Origin of the sequence: Streptomyces sp. NBC_00483 (assembly GCF_036013745.1) — a bacterium.
GTDB lineage: Bacteria > Actinomycetota > Actinomycetes > Streptomycetales > Streptomycetaceae > Streptomyces.
In genome coordinates this window covers 1,762,075-1,780,486 of sequence record NZ_CP107880.1, presented here as the reverse complement: position 1 = coordinate 1,780,486, position 18,412 = coordinate 1,762,075, and the positions used below count along the sequence as shown (strand labels likewise).

14 protein-coding genes are annotated in these 18,412 nt (G+C 71.0%); 11 read left to right on the top strand and 3 right to left on the bottom strand.

Annotated elements, in window-relative coordinates; all coding sequences use genetic code 11:
• Window positions 1–196 precede the first annotated feature (196 nt).
• The 4 genes from pulA to OHA73_RS07695 all read left to right on the top strand — a co-directional run bounded on the left by pulA (window position 197) and on the right by OHA73_RS07695 (window position 8,798).
• On the top strand, window positions 197–5,515 hold the full coding sequence (gene pulA, locus OHA73_RS07710) for a pullulanase-type alpha-1,6-glucosidase (protein WP_443063045.1): 5,319 nt from the start codon (window positions 197–199) through the stop codon (window positions 5,513–5,515).
• A gap of 46 nt (window positions 5,516–5,561) precedes the next feature.
• Entirely contained in the window at window positions 5,562–6,374 is an 813-nt protein-coding gene (locus OHA73_RS07705) for a MerR family transcriptional regulator (protein ID WP_327654630.1), read from the top strand.
• A 96-nt stretch (window positions 6,375–6,470) separates the two neighbouring features.
• Window positions 6,471–8,090: a molybdopterin-dependent oxidoreductase gene (locus tag OHA73_RS07700; RefSeq protein WP_327654629.1), complete on the top strand. Its 1,620-nt coding sequence runs from the start codon at window positions 6,471–6,473 to the stop codon at window positions 8,088–8,090.
• Between the two features lie 66 nt (window positions 8,091–8,156).
• Window positions 8,157–8,798 carry a fasciclin domain-containing protein gene (locus tag OHA73_RS07695; RefSeq protein WP_327654628.1) on the top strand — a complete coding sequence of 214 codons (642 nt, stop codon included), beginning with the start codon at window positions 8,157–8,159 and terminating at the stop codon, window positions 8,796–8,798.
• Between the two features lie 51 nt (window positions 8,799–8,849).
• Here OHA73_RS07695 and OHA73_RS07690 read toward each other — a convergent pair whose 3' ends face one another.
• Entirely contained in the window at window positions 8,850–9,221 is a 372-nt protein-coding gene (locus tag OHA73_RS07690) for a DoxX family protein (protein ID WP_266716054.1), read from the bottom strand.
• A 226-nt stretch (window positions 9,222–9,447) separates the two neighbouring features.
• Here OHA73_RS07690 and OHA73_RS07685 point away from each other — a divergent pair, with 226 nt between their 5' ends.
• From OHA73_RS07685 to OHA73_RS07665, 5 genes are read left to right on the top strand one after another with little or no spacing between them, the layout of a single operon-like run.
• Window positions 9,448–10,746, top strand: coding sequence for an NAD(P)/FAD-dependent oxidoreductase (locus tag OHA73_RS07685; RefSeq protein WP_327654627.1), 1,299 nt, complete (start codon window positions 9,448–9,450; stop codon window positions 10,744–10,746).
• A complete protein-coding gene (locus tag OHA73_RS07680) occupies window positions 10,740–11,495 on the top strand; it encodes a DUF1365 domain-containing protein (protein ID WP_443063044.1) in 756 nt (251 codons plus the stop codon). The genes OHA73_RS07685 and OHA73_RS07680 overlap by 7 nt, the downstream gene beginning before the upstream one ends.
• On the top strand, window positions 11,492–12,784 hold the full coding sequence (locus tag OHA73_RS07675; protein ID WP_327654625.1) for a cyclopropane-fatty-acyl-phospholipid synthase family protein: 1,293 nt from the start codon (window positions 11,492–11,494) through the stop codon (window positions 12,782–12,784). The genes OHA73_RS07680 and OHA73_RS07675 overlap by 4 nt, the downstream gene beginning before the upstream one ends.
• Window positions 12,781–14,112 carry a cyclopropane-fatty-acyl-phospholipid synthase family protein gene (locus tag OHA73_RS07670; protein ID WP_327654624.1) on the top strand — a complete coding sequence of 444 codons (1,332 nt, stop codon included), beginning with the start codon at window positions 12,781–12,783 and terminating at the stop codon, window positions 14,110–14,112. The genes OHA73_RS07675 and OHA73_RS07670 overlap by 4 nt, the downstream gene beginning before the upstream one ends.
• On the top strand, window positions 14,105–14,923 hold the full coding sequence (locus OHA73_RS07665; RefSeq protein ID WP_327654623.1) for a DUF1295 domain-containing protein: 819 nt from the start codon (window positions 14,105–14,107) through the stop codon (window positions 14,921–14,923). Before OHA73_RS07670 ends, OHA73_RS07665 begins: the two co-directional genes overlap by 8 nt.
• Window positions 14,924–14,963: 40 nt before the next feature.
• Here OHA73_RS07665 and OHA73_RS07660 read toward each other — a convergent pair whose 3' ends face one another.
• Window positions 14,964–15,716 (bottom strand): anti-sigma factor, encoded by a 753-nt coding sequence (locus OHA73_RS07660; protein ID WP_327654622.1) that lies wholly within the window; start codon window positions 15,714–15,716, stop codon window positions 14,964–14,966.
• A complete protein-coding gene (locus OHA73_RS07655) occupies window positions 15,713–16,297 on the bottom strand; it encodes a sigma-70 family RNA polymerase sigma factor (protein WP_267071550.1) in 585 nt (194 codons plus the stop codon). Before OHA73_RS07655 ends, OHA73_RS07660 begins: the two co-directional genes overlap by 4 nt.
• Before the next feature lie 225 nt (window positions 16,298–16,522).
• On the opposite strand from OHA73_RS07655, the gene OHA73_RS07650 reads away from it, so the two are divergent.
• Window positions 16,523–16,978 carry a MarR family winged helix-turn-helix transcriptional regulator gene (locus OHA73_RS07650; RefSeq protein ID WP_327654621.1) on the top strand — a complete coding sequence of 152 codons (456 nt, stop codon included), beginning with the start codon at window positions 16,523–16,525 and terminating at the stop codon, window positions 16,976–16,978.
• Between the two features lie 77 nt (window positions 16,979–17,055).
• On the top strand, window positions 17,056–18,375 hold the full coding sequence (locus OHA73_RS07645) for an MFS transporter (RefSeq protein WP_443063203.1): 1,320 nt from the start codon (window positions 17,056–17,058) through the stop codon (window positions 18,373–18,375).
• The last annotated feature ends 37 nt before the right edge of the window (window positions 18,376–18,412 follow it).

Genomic DNA, 18,412 nt, shown 5'->3' with positions numbered 1-18,412 from the left:
TTCTGGTGGCGCGTCGTGAGCGTGGGGCAGACGAGTGGGCCCCGTCAATGGGCAGTTGAAAATTCTTGCTACATCTTTCGCAACTCTTGCAGGCGTGTTCCGGCAGGCGTTACCGTCACGCGGCGGGCCGGCCCCACCTCCCCACGCGCGTGGCCGGTCCGCCCCAATACGCCGCATCCCGCGAGGAGTTCATGACGTGAGCCGCAGCCCGATTCGCGTACCGCACAGACGCGCCGCCGCGTACACCGCGGCCGCGGCGCTCCTCGTGACGCTGGCCCAGCCCCTGGTGGCCCGCGCCGCCGCGCCACCCCCGCCACCGTCGGATGCAAAGCTTGCGGCCGAGCCGGCCCGCCACGACCTCACCCGCGAGCAGTACTACTTCGTGCTCCCTGACCGTTTCGCGAACGGTGACACCGCCAAAGACAAGGGCGGGCTGACCGGTTCACGCCTCGCGACCGGCTACGACCCCACCGACAAGGGCTTCTACCAGGGCGGCGACCTCAAGGGCCTGACGAACCGGCTCGACTACATCAAGGACCTGGGCACCACGGCGATCTGGCTGGCCCCGATCTTCAAGAACAAGCCCGTGCAGGGCGAGGGCAAGGACGCGTCGGCCGGCTACCACGGCTACTGGATCACCGACTTCACGCAGGTCGACCCGCACTTCGGCAGCAACGCCGACCTCAAGAACCTGATCTCCAAGGCCCACGGCAAGGGCATGAAGGTCTTCTTCGACGTCATCACCAACCACACCGCCAACACGGTCGACTACGCCGAGAAGAAGTACGGCTACCGCCCCAAGGGCGCCTACCCGTACCTCGACACCAAGGGCCGCCCCTTCGACGACAGCAAGGGTGTCAAGGCGAAGGTCGACACCGACTCCTTCCCGTACACACCGAAGAACACCGGCGAGATGGTGCCGTCCTGGCTGGGCGACCCGACGATGTACCACAACCGGGGTGACTCGACCTGGGAGGGCGAGTCCACGACGTACGGCGACTTCTCCGGCCTCGACGACCTGTGGACCGAACGCCCTGAGGTCGTCTCCGGCATGGAGAAGATCTACGAGAAGTGGGTGCGGGACTTCGCCGTCGACGGCTTCCGCATCGACACCACCAAGCACGTGAACATGGACTTCTGGACGCAGTGGGCGACGGCGCTCGACAAGTACGCCGCCGAACGCGGCCGCAAGGACTTCTTCATGTTCGGCGAGGTCTACTCCGCCGACACCGACGTGACCTCGCCGTACGTCACCCAGGGCCGGCTCGACGCGACGCTCGACTTCCCGTTCCAGGACGCGGCCCGCGCCTACACCTCGCAGGGCGCCTCGGCGGACAAGCTCGCCAAGGTCTTCGCCGACGACTACAAGTACGCCACCGACAAGGCGAACGCGTACGAGCAGGTCACCTTCCTCGGCAACCACGACATGGGCCGCATCGGCACGTTCCTGAAGTCCGACAACCCGAAGGCGTCCGACGCGGAACTCGTCCAACGCGACAAGCTCGCCAACGAGTTGATGTTCTTGTCACGCGGCAACCCCGTCGTCTACTACGGCGACGAGCAGGGCTTCACCGGTGCGGGCGGCGACAAGGACGCCCGGCAGACGATGTTCGGCTCGAAGGTCGCGGACTACCTCGACGACGACGAGCTCGGCACCGACCGCACACACGCCGACGCCGCGTACGACACGAAGCACCCGCTGTTCACGTCCGTCGCCGCGCTGTCGAAGCTCCGCAAGGACAATCCGGCGCTCACCGACGGAGCACAGAAGGAGCTGTACGCGAAGGACTCCGTGTACGCCTTCTCGCGCACCGGCGACGACCGCGAGTACGTCGTCGCCGTGAACAACGCGAGCGAGGCGAAGTCGGTCGAGATACCGGTGGAGTCGACGAAGTTCCAGTCGCTGTACGGCGGTTCGGGCGTCGAGTCGGCGTCCGGCGGCCGCATGAAGGTCACCGTCCCCGCCCTGTCCTCGCTCGTCCTGCGTGCCTCGTCGAAGCTCCCCGCGCCGGCAGCGAAGCCCACGCTGTCCCTGAAGGCCCCCGCCGCCGGAGCCACCGGCACGGTCGCCCTCTCCGCCGACCCCGGCGACACGGCCTCGGCCCGCGTCGTCTTCGCCGCACAGGTGGGCGACGGCAAGTGGCGCACGCTCGGCTCCGTCGACCACGCCCCGTACAAGATCACGCAGCACGTCCCGGACACGGTGGCGGCAGGAACGCCCCTGCGGTACAAGGCAGTTGTGGTCGACCGCGCCGGACGCACCGCGAGCGCCCTCGCCGACACGACGGCGGGGCAGGCACCCGCGCCCGAGAAGCCCACGGCCGTCGACCGTGACTACGCGGTCGTCCACTACAAGCGTGCCGACGGCGACTACGACGGCTGGCGGCTCAAGTCCGGTGACACGTCGGCCGAGTTCGTGGGGCGGGACGCGTACGGAGCCTTCGCCTGGGTGAAGGTCCCCGACGGCGCGGGATCGGTGTCGTACACGATCGACAAGTCCGGCACGGCCGACGGTCCGCAGCGCACCGTCGACCTCGGGAAGACCGGCGAGGTCTGGGTCGAGCAGGGCAAGGACACGCAGTCCGCGACCAGGCCCGACGGTGCCTACCCGCCGCAGGACGAGAAGAAGGCCGTCATCCACGTGCACCGCCCCGACGGCGACTACGACGGCTGGGGCCTGCACACGTGGACCGGCGCCGCGAACCCCACCGACTGGTCGAAGCCGCTGCAGCCCACCGGCAAGGACGCATACGGGGTCACCTTCGAGGTGCCGCTCGCCGACGGCGCGACCTCGCTCAGCTACATCCTCCACAAGGGCGACGAGAAGGACATCGCCACGGACCGCAGGCTCGACTTCGCCACATACGGCAAGGAGGCGTGGCTCAACTCCGGTGACACCAACTACCTACTGCCGTCCATGGGTTCGGGAGCGGACCTCGACCTCTCGAAGGCCGAGGCGCAGTGGATCGACTCCGACACCGTCGTCTGGAAGGTGAAGGCCACCGCCGCCACCAGTCAGCAGCTGGTGTACGCGCCGGAGGGCGGGATCGGCGTCGAGGACGGCGCCCTGACCGACGAGGGCCGGTGGCTGCGGCTGAACCCCGGTGCGTTGAGCGACGCACAGAAGGCCAAGTACCCTCACCTGAAGGACTATCCGGCGTTCACCGTGGACCCGCGCGACCGCGACCGAGTGCGTGAGGCGCTGCGCGGCCAGCTGATCGCCACGCAGCGGGCGGCGAACGGGGCACTGCTCGCGGCGACCGGCGTACAGACGCCGGGCGTTCTCGACGCCACCTATGCGGACGCCGCCCAAAAGGCGTCCCTGGGCCCGGTGTTCAAGAACGGAAAGGTGACACTGTCGGTGTGGGCGCCGACCGCCCGTGAGGTGTCCCTCGAACTCGCCGGGAAGACCCTGCCCATGCGCCGCGACGACGCGAGCGGCGTCTGGTCGGCGACCGGGTCCGCGGCCGCGTGGCGCGGCAAGGAGTACCGGTACGCCGTGCGGGTGTGGGCGCCCAGCGTCCAGAAACTCGTCATGAACAAGGTCACCGACCCGTACTCCGTGGCGCTGACCACGAACTCGGAGCGCAGCCTCGTCGTCGACCTCGACGACAAGTCCCTCGCGCCGCAAGGATGGTTGAGTCTGACCAAGCCCAAGGCCGTCCCCATGAAGGACGCGCAGATCCAGGAACTCCACGTCCGGGACTTCTCGGTGGAGGACGAGACGACACCGGTGAAGGATCGCGGCACGTACCGCGCCTTCACCGACAAGAACACCGACGGCTCGAAGCACCTGCGCAAGCTCGCGAAGTCCGGCACCTCGTACGTGCACCTGCTGCCGACCTTCGACATCGCGACGATCCCCGAGAAGAAGTCCGAACAGGCCACGCCGGACTGTGACTTGACGTCATCCGCGCCCGACAGCGACGAACAACAGGAGTGCGTCGGCAAGACGGCCGGCAAGGACGCCTACAACTGGGGCTACGACCCGTACCACTACACGGTCCCCGAGGGCTCGTACGCGAGCGACCCCGACGGCACCGAACGCACCGTCGAGTTCCGCAAGATGGTCAAGTCGCTGAACGAGGACGGCCTGCGGGTCGTCATGGACGTCGTCTACAACCACACGGCGGCCAGTGGCCAGGACAAGACCTCCGTCCTCGACCGGACCGTGCCCGGCTATTACCAGCGGCTCATGGCCGACGGCTCGGTCGCGAACTCCACCTGCTGCGCCAACACGGCGCCCGAGAACAAGATGATGGGCAAGCTGGTCGTCGACTCGATCGTGACCTGGGCGCGCGAGTACAAGGTCGACGGCTTCCGCTTCGACCTGATGGGACACCACCCGAAGGCCAACATCCTGGCCGTTCGCAAGGCCCTCGACGCCCTGACCCTCAAGAAGGACGGCGTCGACGGCAAGAAGATCATCCTCTACGGGGAGGGCTGGAACTTCGGCGAGATCGCCGACGACGCCCGCTTCGTCCAGGCCACACAGAAGAACATGGCGGGCACCGGCATCGCCACGTTCTCCGACCGGGCGCGGGACGCGGTGCGCGGCGGCTCACCGTTCGACGAGGACCCGGGCGTGCAGGGCTTCGCGTCCGGCCTCTACACCGACCCCAACACCTCGAAGGCGAACGGCACTTCGGCCGAACAGAAGGCCCGCCTGCTGCACTACCAGGACCTCATCAAGGTGGGCCTGTCGGGGAACCTCGCGGCCTACGAGTTCACGGACACCGGCGGCCGCACGGTCAAGGGCTCCGACGTCGACTACAACGGCGCGCCCGCCGGCTACGCGGACGCCCCCGGCGACGCCCTCGCCTACGCCGACGCACACGACAACGAGTCCCTCTACGACACGCTGACGTACAAACTGCCCGCGACGACGAGTACGGCGGCCCGCTCCCGGATGCAGGTCCTCGCGATGGCCACGGCGGCCCTCTCGCAGGGCCCGGCACTCTCCCAGGCCGGCACCGACCTGCTGCGCTCGAAGTCCCTCGACCGCAACTCGTTCGACAGCGGCGACTGGTTCAACGCGATCCACTGGGACTGCCGCGCGGGCAACGGCTTCGGCCGCGGCCTCCCGATGGCCGCCGACAACAAACCCAAGTGGCCCTACGCGAAGCCCCTGTTGGCGGCGGTGAAGGTGCCGGGCTGTGCGGACATCGAGGGGACGTCCTCCGCGTACCAGGACCTCCTGAAGATCCGCACCACCGAGCCGGCCTTCCAGCTGTCCACGTCCGCAGACGTCCAGAAGTCCCTCTCCTTCCCGCTCTCCGGCAAGGCCGAGACACCAGGTGTCATCACGATGCGGCTCAGTGACCTCGTGGTGGTCTTCAACGCGACGCCCGACCGGCAGAAGCAGACGGTCACCGACCTCGCGGGGGAGGGGTACCGGCTCCATCCGGTGCAGGCCGGCGGCTCGGACGACGGGGTGAAGTCGGCCTCGTACGCCAAGGGCTCGGGCACCTTCGAGGTACCGGCCCGTACGGTGGCGGTGTTCACCACGAAGTAGGCGGCTTGACTCTCACACCGTGTGAGCCCGTGGACTGGGAGACATCATGTTCACCATCGGAGAGTTCGCCCGGCACGGGCGTGTGTCGGTCCGCATGCTGCGTCACTACGACGCCATGGGGCTGCTGCGCCCGGCCCATGTCGACCCGGCCACGGGCTACCGCCACTACACCGCCGCCCAGCTCGCCCGCCTCAACCGTGTGATCGCGCTCAAGGACCTCGGCTTCACGCTGGAACAGGTCGGGGAGCTGCTGGACGAGAAGATCGACTCAGGTCAGCTGCGCGCCATGCTGCGGATGCGGCGCGCGGACCTGGAGGCGGAGATGGCCGCGGCGGCGGCCCGGCTGACCGGCGTCGAGGCGCGGCTCCGATCGATCGAGAGCGAGGGATTCATGCCCACCGACGACGTCGTCATCAAACCCCTGCCGGGTGTGCGCGTGGCCGAACTGACCGCCGTGGCACCCGACTTCGAGCCCGGCTCCATCGGCCCGGTGATCCAGCCGCTGTACGGGGAGCTGTTCCAGCGCCTCGACGCGGCGGGCATCCGTCCCACCGGGCCCGGCATCGCCCGCTACGAGGACGTGCCCGGCGGCGGCATCCTCGTCCACGCGGGCGTCGAGGTGTCCGCCGCGCCGCGCGACGACGGCGGACTGCGCATCCTCGACGTCCCGCCCGTCGAACGCGCCGCGACGCTCGTGCACCGCGGCTCCATGGACGCGGTCCTGCCGTCGGCCCAGACCCTGGCCCGCTGGATCGACGCGCACGCGCACCGGTCGGCCGGCTACCCGAGGGAGATCAGCCTGGAGTGCCCCGAGGACCAGGAGGAGTGGGTGACCGAGCTGCAGGAGCCGCTGGCCTGAGCCGAGCACCCCCGCCCCGACCTGCCCGTTCCCACCGGTTCTCACTCGATCGAATGAGAACCCCATCCACGCACCCGTCGGTTCCGTATTCCCCATGTGACAGCAGAGGGAAGTGAACGACGCGGGACGCGGCTCCGCCGTGCGGTGCGCGGCGCGGTGGCCGGGTGCGTGGCCGGGTGCGCCGCGCTCGCGGCCGCCGAGCCGGTGGCCGCCCTGGTGCGTCCGCAGGTGGCGCCGCTCACTGTCGTGGGCGGCGCCGCCATCGACCGTGCGCCGACCCCGGTCAAGGAATGGGCGATCCGCACGTTCGGCACCGACGACAAACCGATGCTGCAACTCGGCATCGTGGCCGTCCTGTTGGTCCTCGCGTGCGCGCTCGGCGTCGTCGCCGTACGGCACCGGCGGGCCGGCTCGGCGGGCGTGCTGCTGATCGGCCTCGTCGGGGCCGCCGCGGCACTGACCCGCCCCGACGCGGCCGGCCCACTGGACACCCTGCCGTCGCTGGTGGCGGCCGTGGTGGGTGCGCTGGTCCTGTATTGGCTGAGCGGTCTCGCGGCGAGGGACCGGGCCGCAGATGTGGTGGTGGCCGCACCTACGGATGAGGCAGCACCCGCACCCCGGAACCTGCTCGCCCGGCGCCCCTTCCTGCTCGCCGTAGGTGGCACGGCAGTCGGCAGCGTCGCAATCGGCGCCCTGGGGCGCGGACTGGCCGGCTCGCGCGGCAGCGGTGCCCGCGCCTCCCGTGAGGCGCTCACCCTCCCCGCCCCGACCTCGCCCGCGCCGCCCGTGCCCAAGGGGACCCGGTTGCGCATCCCCGGCATCAGCCCCTTCCGCACGCCGAACAGTGACTTCTACCGCGTCGACACCGCCCTCGTCGTCCCCGAGGTCGACGCCGGTACCTGGCGGCTGCGGCTGCACGGCAAGGGTGTGTCGCGGCCGGTGACCTTCACCCTCGACGACCTGCTCGGCCGCGATCTCATCGAGCGCGACATCACTCTGACCTGCGTCTCCAATGAGGTCGGCGGACCCTACGCCGGAAACGCCCGCTGGCTCGGCGTCCCGCTCGCCGCGCTGCTGCGTGGGGCCGGGGTGCGCCCACCCCAAGAGGGCGGTCCCGCCGACCAGTTGGTGGCCCGCTCCGTCGACGGCATGACCATCGGCACTCCTGTCGACGACGTCATGGACGGCCGCGACGCGCTCCTGGCCGTCGGCATGAACGGGCAGCCGCTGCCCTTCGCGCACGGCTTCCCGGTGCGGATGGTGGTGCCGGGACTCTTCGGCTACGTCTCCGCGTGCAAGTGGCTCACCGACCTCGAACTGACCACGTTCGACGCCTACGACCCGTACTGGGTGCGGCGGAAGTGGGCCCGCCGCGCGCCCATCAAGACCCAGGCCCGCATCGACACACCCAAGCCCTTCGCCCACCCGAAGACCGGCACCGTGATGGTCGCCGGAGTGGCCTGGGCGCAGCACCGCGGCATCGACAAGGTCGAGATCCGTGTCGACGACGGGCCTTGGGAGGCCGCAGAGCTGGCCGCCGAGGACTCCAGGGACACCTGGCGCCAGTGGTCGTACGCCTGGCGGGCCACCAAGGGCGGTCACAACCTGACCGTCCGCGCCACCGACCGCACGGGCGACGTCCAGACCGCGCAGCGCGCCGGGACCTTCCCCGACGGGGCGTCCGGACGACACACGGTGGTGGTCACCGTGGACTGACCAGAGCCCCAGAGCCCCAAAGCCCCAAAGCCCTTGTCCCAACACCGTCACCACCAGGAGACAACGATGAACACCCTCCGTACCCGCCGCGCAGCAATCGCCCTCGCCGCGGCCGCCGTGCTCCCGCTGGCCCTCACCGCCTGCTCGGGCACCGACACCAAGGACAGCGCCTCCGACACCGCCAAGAAGTCCAGTTCCAAGGCCTCGCCCTCCGAGGACATGTCCTCGAAGAGCAAGCCCTTCGGCCCGGGGTGCGCGTCGGTGCCCAAGGACGGTGCCGGTTCCTTCGACGGCATGGCCAAGGACCCGGTGGCCACCGCCGCGTCGAACAACCCGGCGCTCTCCACGCTCGTCACCGCGGTGAAGAAGGCCGGCCTGGTCGACACCCTCAACAACGCCGAGAACGTCACCGTGTTCGCGCCCACCAACGACGCGTTCGCGAAGATCCCCAAGGCCGACCTCGACAAGGTCCTGAACGACAAGGCCCAGCTGACGAAGATCCTCACGTACCACGTGGTGGGTCAGAAGCTGGAGCCGAAGGACCTGGAGAAGGGCTCGTTCGAAACGCTGGAGAAGTCGAAGCTGACGACCTCGGGCTCCGGCGAGTCCTACAAGGTCAACGACTCCGCGAACGTCGTCTGCGGCAACGTCAAGACGGCCAACGCCAACGTCTACCTCATCGACACCGTGCTGATGCCGAAGAGCTGACGCACGGATCGCGTGGCGCGGGGCGGCCGGCCGGTAGACGGCCCGCCGCCCTCAGCGCGTCGCGTCGCGCGCCACCTTGCGCGCCCACAGCACCAGCGGGATCTGCAGCGGAACCCGCGCCTGGACGGCCCGCCGCAGCGGCGCGGGGCGGTCCTTCCAGTCGGCCGCCATCTTCATGTTGGCGGGCACGACGGCGACGAAGAACGCGGCGGCCGCGGTGGCGGAGCGGGCCCGGGTGCGCGGCACGGCGATGCCCGCCGCGAGCGCCAGCTCCACCACCCCGCTGGCCTGCGTCCAGAAGCGTGGGGAGCCGGGAAGCCGGCGCGGCACGATGGCGTCGAACTGCTTCGGGATCAGGAAGTGGGCGACTCCGGCCCCGGCCAGCAGGCCGGCGAGGAGGTCGGAGGAACGGGCGCGACGCAAGGGTGCCTCCTGGCTGCGGGGAGTGGCGTGCGGTGCGGTGTGCTGTGCGGTCCGCGTGATCTTACTCGGCGGTAACCATCGGCGTCGAGGGCCACACGGACACCACAGGTGCATCCCCGACACCCCGATCACCCGAAAGGATGTTGAGCGGCCCGGCCAATCCACGCACGCCCCCGCTCCGGATCACAGGTGAGAGGCCCGAGCGGGGCCGGTCGGGAGGAGCGCGATGTCAGGCGGGGCGAGGCGGCACACGGCCGTCATCGGCAGCGGAGTGGCGGGTCTTACGGCGGCGCACATTCTCGGGCGCAGCCACCAGGTGACCCTGTACGAGGCCGACGACCGGCTCGGCGGGCACGCGCACACCCATGACCTGGCGTCGACGGACGGCCGGGTGCATCAGGTGGACTCCGGGTTCATCGTGCACAACCGGCGTACGTATCCGAACCTGCTACGCCTCTTCGATGAACTTGGCGTCGCCACGCAGGCGTCGGAGATGAGCATGTCCGTGCGCTGCGAGGGCTGCGGCCTGGAGTACGCGGGTGCTCGCGGACCGCGCGGACTGTTCGCCCGGCCGCGCAGCGCGCTGCGACCTTCCTATCTGCGCATGCTGGGGGAGGTGCCGCGCTTCCACCGGGCGGCCCGCCGACTCCTTGCGGAGGCCGGGCGACTCCTCGCGGAGACCGGGCAGGGCGAACTGCCGCTCACCCTCGGTGAGTTCCTCGAACGTGAGCGCTTCTCGCCCTACTTCGTCGCCCACTTCATGACCCCTCTCGTCTCCGCGGTCTGGTCGTGCGACGGACACACCGCCCGGCAGTACCCCGCCACCCACCTCTTCCGGTTCCTCGACCACCACGGGATGCTCGCGGTCTCCGGCTCGCCGGTCTGGCGCACCGTGACCGGCGGCTCCCACCGCTACGTAGAACGCGTCGCCAAGGGTCTCGACGCCGTGCACACCGGCACCCCGGTGCGCGCCGTGCGGCGACACACCACCGGCGCCGATGTCACCACCGACCGGCTCGGCACGGTCACGTACGACTCCGTCGTCCTCGCCACCCACCCCGACCAGGGGCTGCGGCTGCTCGCCGACGCCGACCGGCGCGAACGCGCCGTGCTCGGCGCGTTCCGCTACTCCCGCAACCCGACGCTCCTGCACACCGACACCCGTGTCCTGCCGCGGAGTCCGGCGGCGGGGGCCTCCTGGAACTACCTGATGCCGTCGTGCGACACGGACGCGGCGGGCGTCCGCGTCAGCTACGACATGAACCGGCTGCAACGCCTCGACGCCCCCGAACGGTTCCTCGTCACCCTCAACGGGGCCGGCCGCGTCGCGGACTCCCGCGTCCTGGCGCGCATGGTCTACGAACACCCCGTGTTCACCCCAGAATCCGTGGCCGCCCAGCGCCTGCTCCCCGAACTGAACGGCCCCGTCACGGCGTTCGCCGGTGCCTACCACGGCTGGGGCTTCCACGAGGACGGCTGCCGGTCGGGCGTCGCGGCCGCCGCCGCACTGGGGGTGACGTGGTGACGCCCCGGCGAACCGGCCTCCCGGCCCTCTACCCCTGCACCGTCGCCCACGTCCGCACCGGCCCGGTGCGCCACACCCTGCGCCACCGCACGTACCTGTGGCTCATCGACATCGACCGGCCGCCCCGACTCCCGTACCCGCTGCGCTGGTTCGCCCGCTTCGACGCACGCGACCACCTCGGCGGCGACGCACCCACCCTGCGCGGGCGCCTGGACACGTTCCTCGCGGCGAACGGTGTCGACCTCGCGGGCGGCCGGGTCGAGATGCTCGCCCACGCCCGCGTCCTCGGCCACGTTTTCAACCCGCTCACGGTCTACTGGTGCCACGACGCCGACGCCCCGGAAGGACCGCCGCGCTGCGTCGTCGCCGAGGTCCACAACACGTACGGCGAACGCCACTGCTATCTGCTGCGCCCCGACGCCGACCACCGGGCGCGTGCGGACAAGGAGTTCTACGTCTCGCCGTTCTTCGAGGTCGAGGGCCACTACCGGATGCGGCTCGCGCCACCCGGCGAACGCCTCGACCTGACGATCCGTCTGGAGGGCGGCTCCGCACCGCCGTTCACGGCCACCGTCCGCGGCCTGCGCCGCGCCGCGACCCCGCTCGGCATCGCGCGCACCGTCCTGCGTCACCCCCTGTCCACGCGCGCGGTGTCCGCCGCGATCCGGTGGCACGGCGTACGGCTGCTGCTGCGCGGCCTGCGCATCGTGCCCCGCCCCCGTCACCAGCCGCAGAAAGGCATGAAATGAGGCTCACCGCGACCTCCACCGCGACCGCGAGCTCGACAGCCATCCCGCCCGCCGCCCGCACCGCAGTGGACGCCGCACGCTGGCCCGACGTCGCCGCGCTGCCGCCCGCGTCACGGGCCCGCACGGCCGTCGCCGCAGCCGTGGTCCGCTCCGCCCTGCGCCGACTCCCGTTGAGCGTACGGTACTTGGGGGAGGATCCGGTGGGTCTGGGAGGCCCCGTGCTCGACGTACGCGATCCGGAGGCGTTCCACCGCAGAATCGGCGCCCGGGGCCTCATCGGCTTCGGCGAGTCGTACCAGGCGGGGGAGTGGGACGCGCCCGACCTCGTCGCCGTGCTCACCGTCCTCGCCCGGCACGTGGGCAGCCTCGTGCCCGCCCCGTTGCAGCGGCTGCGCGGACTGTGGGCGCAGCGCCAGCCCGACGCCCGGCGCAACACCGTGCAGGGCTCCCGCGCGAACATCAGCCACCACTACGACCTCTCCAACGACCTGTTCGCCCTGTTCCTCGACGACACGCTCAGCTACTCCTCGGCGGTCTTCCGGGGCTTCCCCGCCGACCGGTCCGTCCTGGCCGCCGCGCAGCACCGCAAGATCGACCGGCTGCTCGACCTCGCCGAGGTCGGCTCCGGCACCCGTGTCCTGGAGATCGGCACCGGCTGGGGCGAACTCGCCGTGCGCGCAGCCGCCCGCGGCGCCCACGTCACCTCGCTGACGCTCTCCGCCGAGCAGCAGGACCTCGCCCGTCGCCGCATCCACCAGGCGGGCCTCACCGACCGGGTGAGCGTCGAGCTGCGCGACTACCGCGAGAGCACGGGCACGTACGACGCCGTGCTCAGCGTCGAGATGGTCGAGGCCGTCGGCGAGGAGTACTGGACGGGTTACTTCCGCACCCTCGACGACCGGCTGGAGCCCGGCGGCCGGGCCGTCGTCCAGGCCATCACCATGCCGCACGACCGGATGCTCGCGACCCGGGACACGTACACCTGGATCCAGAAGTACGTGTTCCCCGGCGGGCTGCTGCCGTCGGTCGAGGCCGTCGACCGGATCACCCGCGACCACACCCGGCTGCGCACCGCACGCCGCGACGCGTACGGACCGCACTACGCCGAGACGCTGCGGCTGTGGCGCGAGCGCTTCACTGAACGGGCCGACGAGGTCGAGGTCCTCGGCTTCGACGAGACGTTCCGGCGCATGTGGACCCTCTATCTCGCCTACTCCGAGGCCGGGTTCCGCTCCGGGTACCTCGATGTCCAGCAGTTCCTGTTCACCAAGGAGAGTGCGCGCCGATGACCCCGAAGCCCACCCGAACAGGCGCCGCGGACCGGCTCGCCGCACTCGCCGAGGACGCGCTCGGCGGTCCGCTCCCGCTGCGCCTGCGCGCCTGGGACGGCAGCGAGGCGGGCCCGGCCGGCACCCCCGTGGCCGTGATCCGTACCCGCCGTGCCCTGCGCCGTCTCCTGTGGAATCCGGGCGAACTCGGCCTGTCCCAGGCGTACATCACCGGCGACATCGACGTCGAAGGGGACCTCGGCGAGGCCCTGCGCACGATGTGGCGGGCCGCGCGCGACCGGTCCGTGCACGCGCCGCGCATCACCCTCGCCGTCCGCGCCCGCGCCGCCCGCACACTGCTGCGCCTCGGCGCCGTCGGGCCCCCGCCCGCGCCCCCGGCAGGCCAGGCCCGCCTGCGCGGCACACTGCACAGCAGGGCCCGCGACCGCGCCGCCATCAGCCACCACTACGACCTGTCGAACGCCTTCTACCAGTTCCTGCTGGACGACACGATGGCCTACTCGTGCGCGTACTGGCCGGATGAGCCGGACGAGACACCGGAGGACAGTCGGGGCGACGCCCCGCCCACCACCCTGGCCGCCGCCCAGCGCGCCAAGCTCGAACTCGTCTGCCGCAAGCTCGACTTGAAGGCCGGCGACCGCCTCCTCGACGTCGGTTGCGGCTGGGGTTCGCTCACGCTGTACGCCGCCGAACAGCACGGCGTGCACGTCACCGCGGTCACCCTCGCCGCCGAACAGGCCGCCTACGTAAAGGAACAGGCGACGGCGCGAGGCCTGGACAAGCGCGTCGAGGCGCTCTGCCAGGACTACCGGGAACCCGCGGGTGGCGAGTACGACGCGGCCGCCACCATCGAGATGGGCGAACACGTCGGCGACGCCGAATACCCTGCGTTCGCAGCGCTGTTGAACGACCGGGTCAGGTCGGGCGGCCGGATCCTCGTCCAGCAGATGTCGCGGCAGCACACCGCGCCCGGCGGCGGTGCGTTCATCGAGGCGTTCATCGCCCCGGACATGCACATGCGTCCGCTGGGGGACACGGTGACGCTCCTCGAACAGGCGGGCCTGGAGGTCCGCTCCGTCGAGGCCCTGCGGGAGCACTACGTCCGCACGGTCGACGCCTGGCACCGGACCCTGGAGGAGAACTGGGACGACGCGGTGCGGCTGCTCGGCGAGGAGGGTGCGCGGGTGTGGCGGCTGTACCTCGTCGGCGGTCAACTCGCCTTCGCGGAACGCCGGATGGGCGTCGACCAGATCCTGGCCGTGCGCCCCGATCCCAAGGGCGGCGCCGCGCTGCCGCTGCGCCTCGGCACCTGGAGCGGCCATGAGTGAGCTGAGTTGGAGCGCGTTCGGATGGAACGTCGCCGTCAGCGCGGGCGTGGTGCTCGCCGTCGTCCTGACCGCGTTCCTGATCGGCGTACGGACGGGGAAGCACCGGGGCGTCGATGTGGCGTGGGGTCTCGGGTTCGCGGCGGTCGCCGTCGCCACGTACGGGGTCTCCGCGGGCGAGGGCGACGCGGCGCGGCGGCTGCTCGTCACGGTGCTCACGGCCGTGTGGGGTGTGCGACTCGCGGTCCACATCGGCCGGCGTTCGCGCGGGCACGGCGAGGACCCGCGCTACGAGCAACTCCTCGCCAAGGCACCCGGAAACCGCCAGTGGTACGCGCTGCGCATGGTGTACCTGCTCCAGGGAGCCCTCATCGTCCTGGTGTCGCTGCCGGTGCAGATCGCCGCGTACGCGACCCGGCCGCTGTCCTTGCCGCTGTCCTTCTTCGTGGTCGCCGGAGCGGTGGTGTGGGCCGTGGGCCTGTTCTTCGAAGCGGTCGGCGACCGTCAACTCGCCCGGTTCAAGACCGATCCCGCGCACCGGGGCCGCCTCATGGACCGCGGCCTGTGGAGCTGGACCCGGCACCCCAACTACTTCGGGGACTTCTGCGTCTGGTGGGGCCTGTTCCTCATCGCATGCGAAGCGGGCCCGCTGCCCGCCCTGCTCGCCCTCGTCTCCCCGCTCGCCATGAGCTATCTGCTGATCGGCGGCAGCGGAAAGGCGCTGCTGGAGCGGCACATGGCGGAGCGCCCGGGGTACGCCGCGTACGCGGCCCGCACCAGCGGCTTCTTCCCGCGTCCGCCCCGCCGTGGCTGAGCTCCGATCGTCCCCCGGACGACCGGAGCCCAGTACGTCCTCACGTCGGCAGTGACATCAACGCCAGCGGCTTCGACGTCGGCCGGTCCGAACCACCGGTCGGCTCCACCGTGATGCCCATACCTGTCGAGTCGCCCACCGCGCCGGCCATCAGCACGGTCTGCGACTCGCGCCCCGGGTCCATCAGGCCGGCCGAGCGCATCGTGCCGCCGTCGTCGAACCACAGCTGGTACACCTTGCCGCGCGGCGGCGCCGTCATCCCGGACGCCACGAACACCGCCTTGTCCTGCTGCCCGGAGACCACGACGGTGCCGTTCGCCCCGCCGTCGAGGGACGCCGTGCGCACCTTCGCGTCGGGCGCGGCGAGGACCGCCGCCACCTCGTCCGTGCCCGCCTGCGCGGTCCGCGCCCGCTGCTGCGCGTCCTGCGCCTCCTGGTACTGCCACACCGTCGTACCGCCCAGCGCGACGACACCGGCGAGGCAGGCGGCCAGCGTCCAGCGAGGAACGCGCCGCGCCCGCCACGACAGCCGGGCCTTCGGGGCGTCCGGGGAGGTGCGCGGCGCCTCTTGGCGGACGGTCGTGATCCGCTGCAGCACCTGGTCCCTGAATCCGGCCGGAGGCACCATCGAGAGGCCCAGGCCGAGCCGGTTGGCCGTGGCGGACAGCTCCGCCACTTCCTGCGCGCAGGACTCGCAGGGGCCGAGATGCCGCTCGAACTCCTCCCGCTCGGCCTCGGTGAGTGCGTGCAGCGCGTACGCGCCCGTCAACGTGTGCAGATCCGCGGCGCTCACGCGCTCACCCCCAGGCAGTCACGGAGCCGGATCAGACCGTCGCGCAGCCGCGTCTTGATGGTCCCCAGCGGCACCGTCAGCAACTCGGCCACTTCGTGGTAGGTCAGACCCCGGTAGTACGCCAACGATACGGACTCACGCTGGAGTTCGGTCAGCATGCGCAGACAGCGGCGTACCTGCTCGCGCTCCAGTCGGGCCTCCACCTCCTCGGTCACCTCGTCGAACTCCGGTGTCCGCTCGAGGAGCGCCGCGCGGTGGTCGCGGGCCGCGGCGGCCTCCACCGACCGGACCCGGTCGATCGCGCGCCGGTGCGCCAGGGTCAGCACCCAGTTGATCGCGGTGCCGCGGTCGGGCCGGTAGCGCGCCGCGGTCCGCCACACCTCGACGAGCACCTCCTGCGCCACCTCCTCGGACTGCGCGCGGTCGCGCAGCACGCTGCGCACGACGCCGAGCACGGACCCGGCGACGACGTCGTACACCGACGCGAATGCCTCCTGGTCGCCCCTGGCCACGTCGGCCATGAGTTCTTGCAGATCGGGCCCGGGTGCCGGGCCCGGGCCGATGTGGACGGCTTCCTTCACGTTCAGGTCCTCCAAGGCGCTGTGCCGGTACGCGCGTCATCGCGGGTGCAGAGGTAATCCGGAGCCGAAGGCCCGACGGATGGGCCGGACTTTCGTACGTCATTACTTTCACGTGGGGGCGGCCCCGCGGATGCGCCGCCACGACCCGGGCCCGCACGACGTACTCGACAGGAAAACTGTGCAGTCAAAGTTGCACAGCCTGGGCTGTCGATCTACCGTGGAGGCATGAACGACGACAGCGCACCGATCGAGGAGCTCGCGGCGCGGGCCACCGACGACGTGTGGGTGATCATCAGCCGGCTCCGCCGCAAGCTGATGGCGCTCGACGTGGACCCCGAGGGTGAGCTCTCGCCCGCCCAGGCGTCCGTGCTCTCCCGGCTCGACAGGTACGGGCCCTCCACCGCCAGCGACCTCGCGGCGATCGAGAACGTGCGGCCGCAGTCCATGGCCAAGCACGTCATCGCCCTGGAGGAGCGCGGCCTCGTCGAGCGTCACGCGGACCCCGAGGACGGGCGCCGCCGCGTGGTCGCGCTCACCGAGGTGGGGCGCGAGCGCCGTCAGGGTGTGCGCAGGGCCCGCCAGGCGTGGCTCGCCGGGCAGCTCGTCGAGCGCGGCAGCGAGGAGCAGCTGCGCGCCGTGATCACGGCGATGGCGCTGCTCGACGAGGTGACGCAGGCGTGAGCGGCATAGTCGAGCGCGTCCGCAGCGGGCGGAGGCGGGGCGCGGGCGACGGGTTCGACCGGCGCCTCGTCGCGCCGATGATGTTCGGGTCGATCCTGAACCCGATCAACTCCTCGATGCTCGCCGTGGCGCTCGTCCCGATCGGCCACGCCTTCGGCGTCCCGCCGTCCCAGACGGCCTGGCTCGTCTCCGCGCTCTATCTCGCCACGGCCGTCGGCCAGCCCGTCATCGGCCGGCTCGTCGACGCGTTCGGACCGCGCAGGCTCTATCTGCTGGGCACCGCGCTCGTCGGTGTCGCGGGCCTGCTCGGCGTACTCGCACCGAGCTTCTGGGTGCTGATCGTCTCCCGGGTACTGCTCGGCTTCGGCACCTCCGCCGCGTACCCGGCCTCCATGTATCTGCTGCGCACCGAGTCCGAGCGCACCGGCATGAAGAGCCCCAGTGGCATCCTCGCCGCGCTGTCGGTGTCCAACCAGGTCATCGCCGTCATCGGCCCGACCCTCGGCGGCGTACTGATCGGCCTCGGCGGCTGGCACCTGATCTTCGCGATCAATGTGCCGCTGTCGCTCGCCTGTCTGGTGCTCGGCGCGCTGCGGCTGCCGAAGCACGTGAGGGCGGGCCGCGAAGCCGATGCCACCACCTCGGCGGACGTGCCCGGCATGCTGCTGTTCGCCGGATCACTCACCGCGTTCATGCTGTTCCTCACGTCGCCGGGGGTCGCGCACTGGTACCTGCCGGTGATCGGCGCGGTCGCGGGCGCGGTCTTCGCCCGCAGGGAACTGGCCTCCGCCGACCCCTTCATCGACCTGCGCGTGCTGAGCGGCAACACCCCGCTGCTCGCCACGTACGCGCGCCAACTCCTCGCCTACACAACGTCGTACGCGTTCCTGTACGGCTACAGCCAGTGGCTCCAGGACGGCCGCGGCCTCGGCCCCGAACAGGCAGGACTTCTGCTGCTCCCGATGTCCCTGATGGCCATCGGTGTCACCGTCCTCACCGGGCGCCGACCGCAGGTGCGCGGCAAGCTGTTCGTCGGCGGCATCGCCCAACTCGTCGGAGTGGCCGCCCTGTTGGGGTTGAACTCCGACAGCCCGATCTGGGTCCTCGTCGTCGTCGGCGCCATCTTCGGCATCCCGCAGGGCCTCATCGGCCTCGCCAATCAGAACGCCCTCTACGCCCAGGCCGACCCGGAGCGCACGGGTGCGTCCGCCGGACTGCTGCGCACGTTCACCTACCTCGGCGCGCTGCTCGCCTCCGCCGGGAACGCCGCGTTCTTCAAGACCGGTGCCAACACGGCTGGTCTGCACGAGCTGGCCTGGATGCTCGTTGTCGTCTCCGTGCTGCTGCTCCTGGTGACCGCGGCCGACCGGGCGGTGCGCCGGGTCGGCCGGGACTGACACCACTACTCATCTGTCAACACTGCTCGTCCCTAAG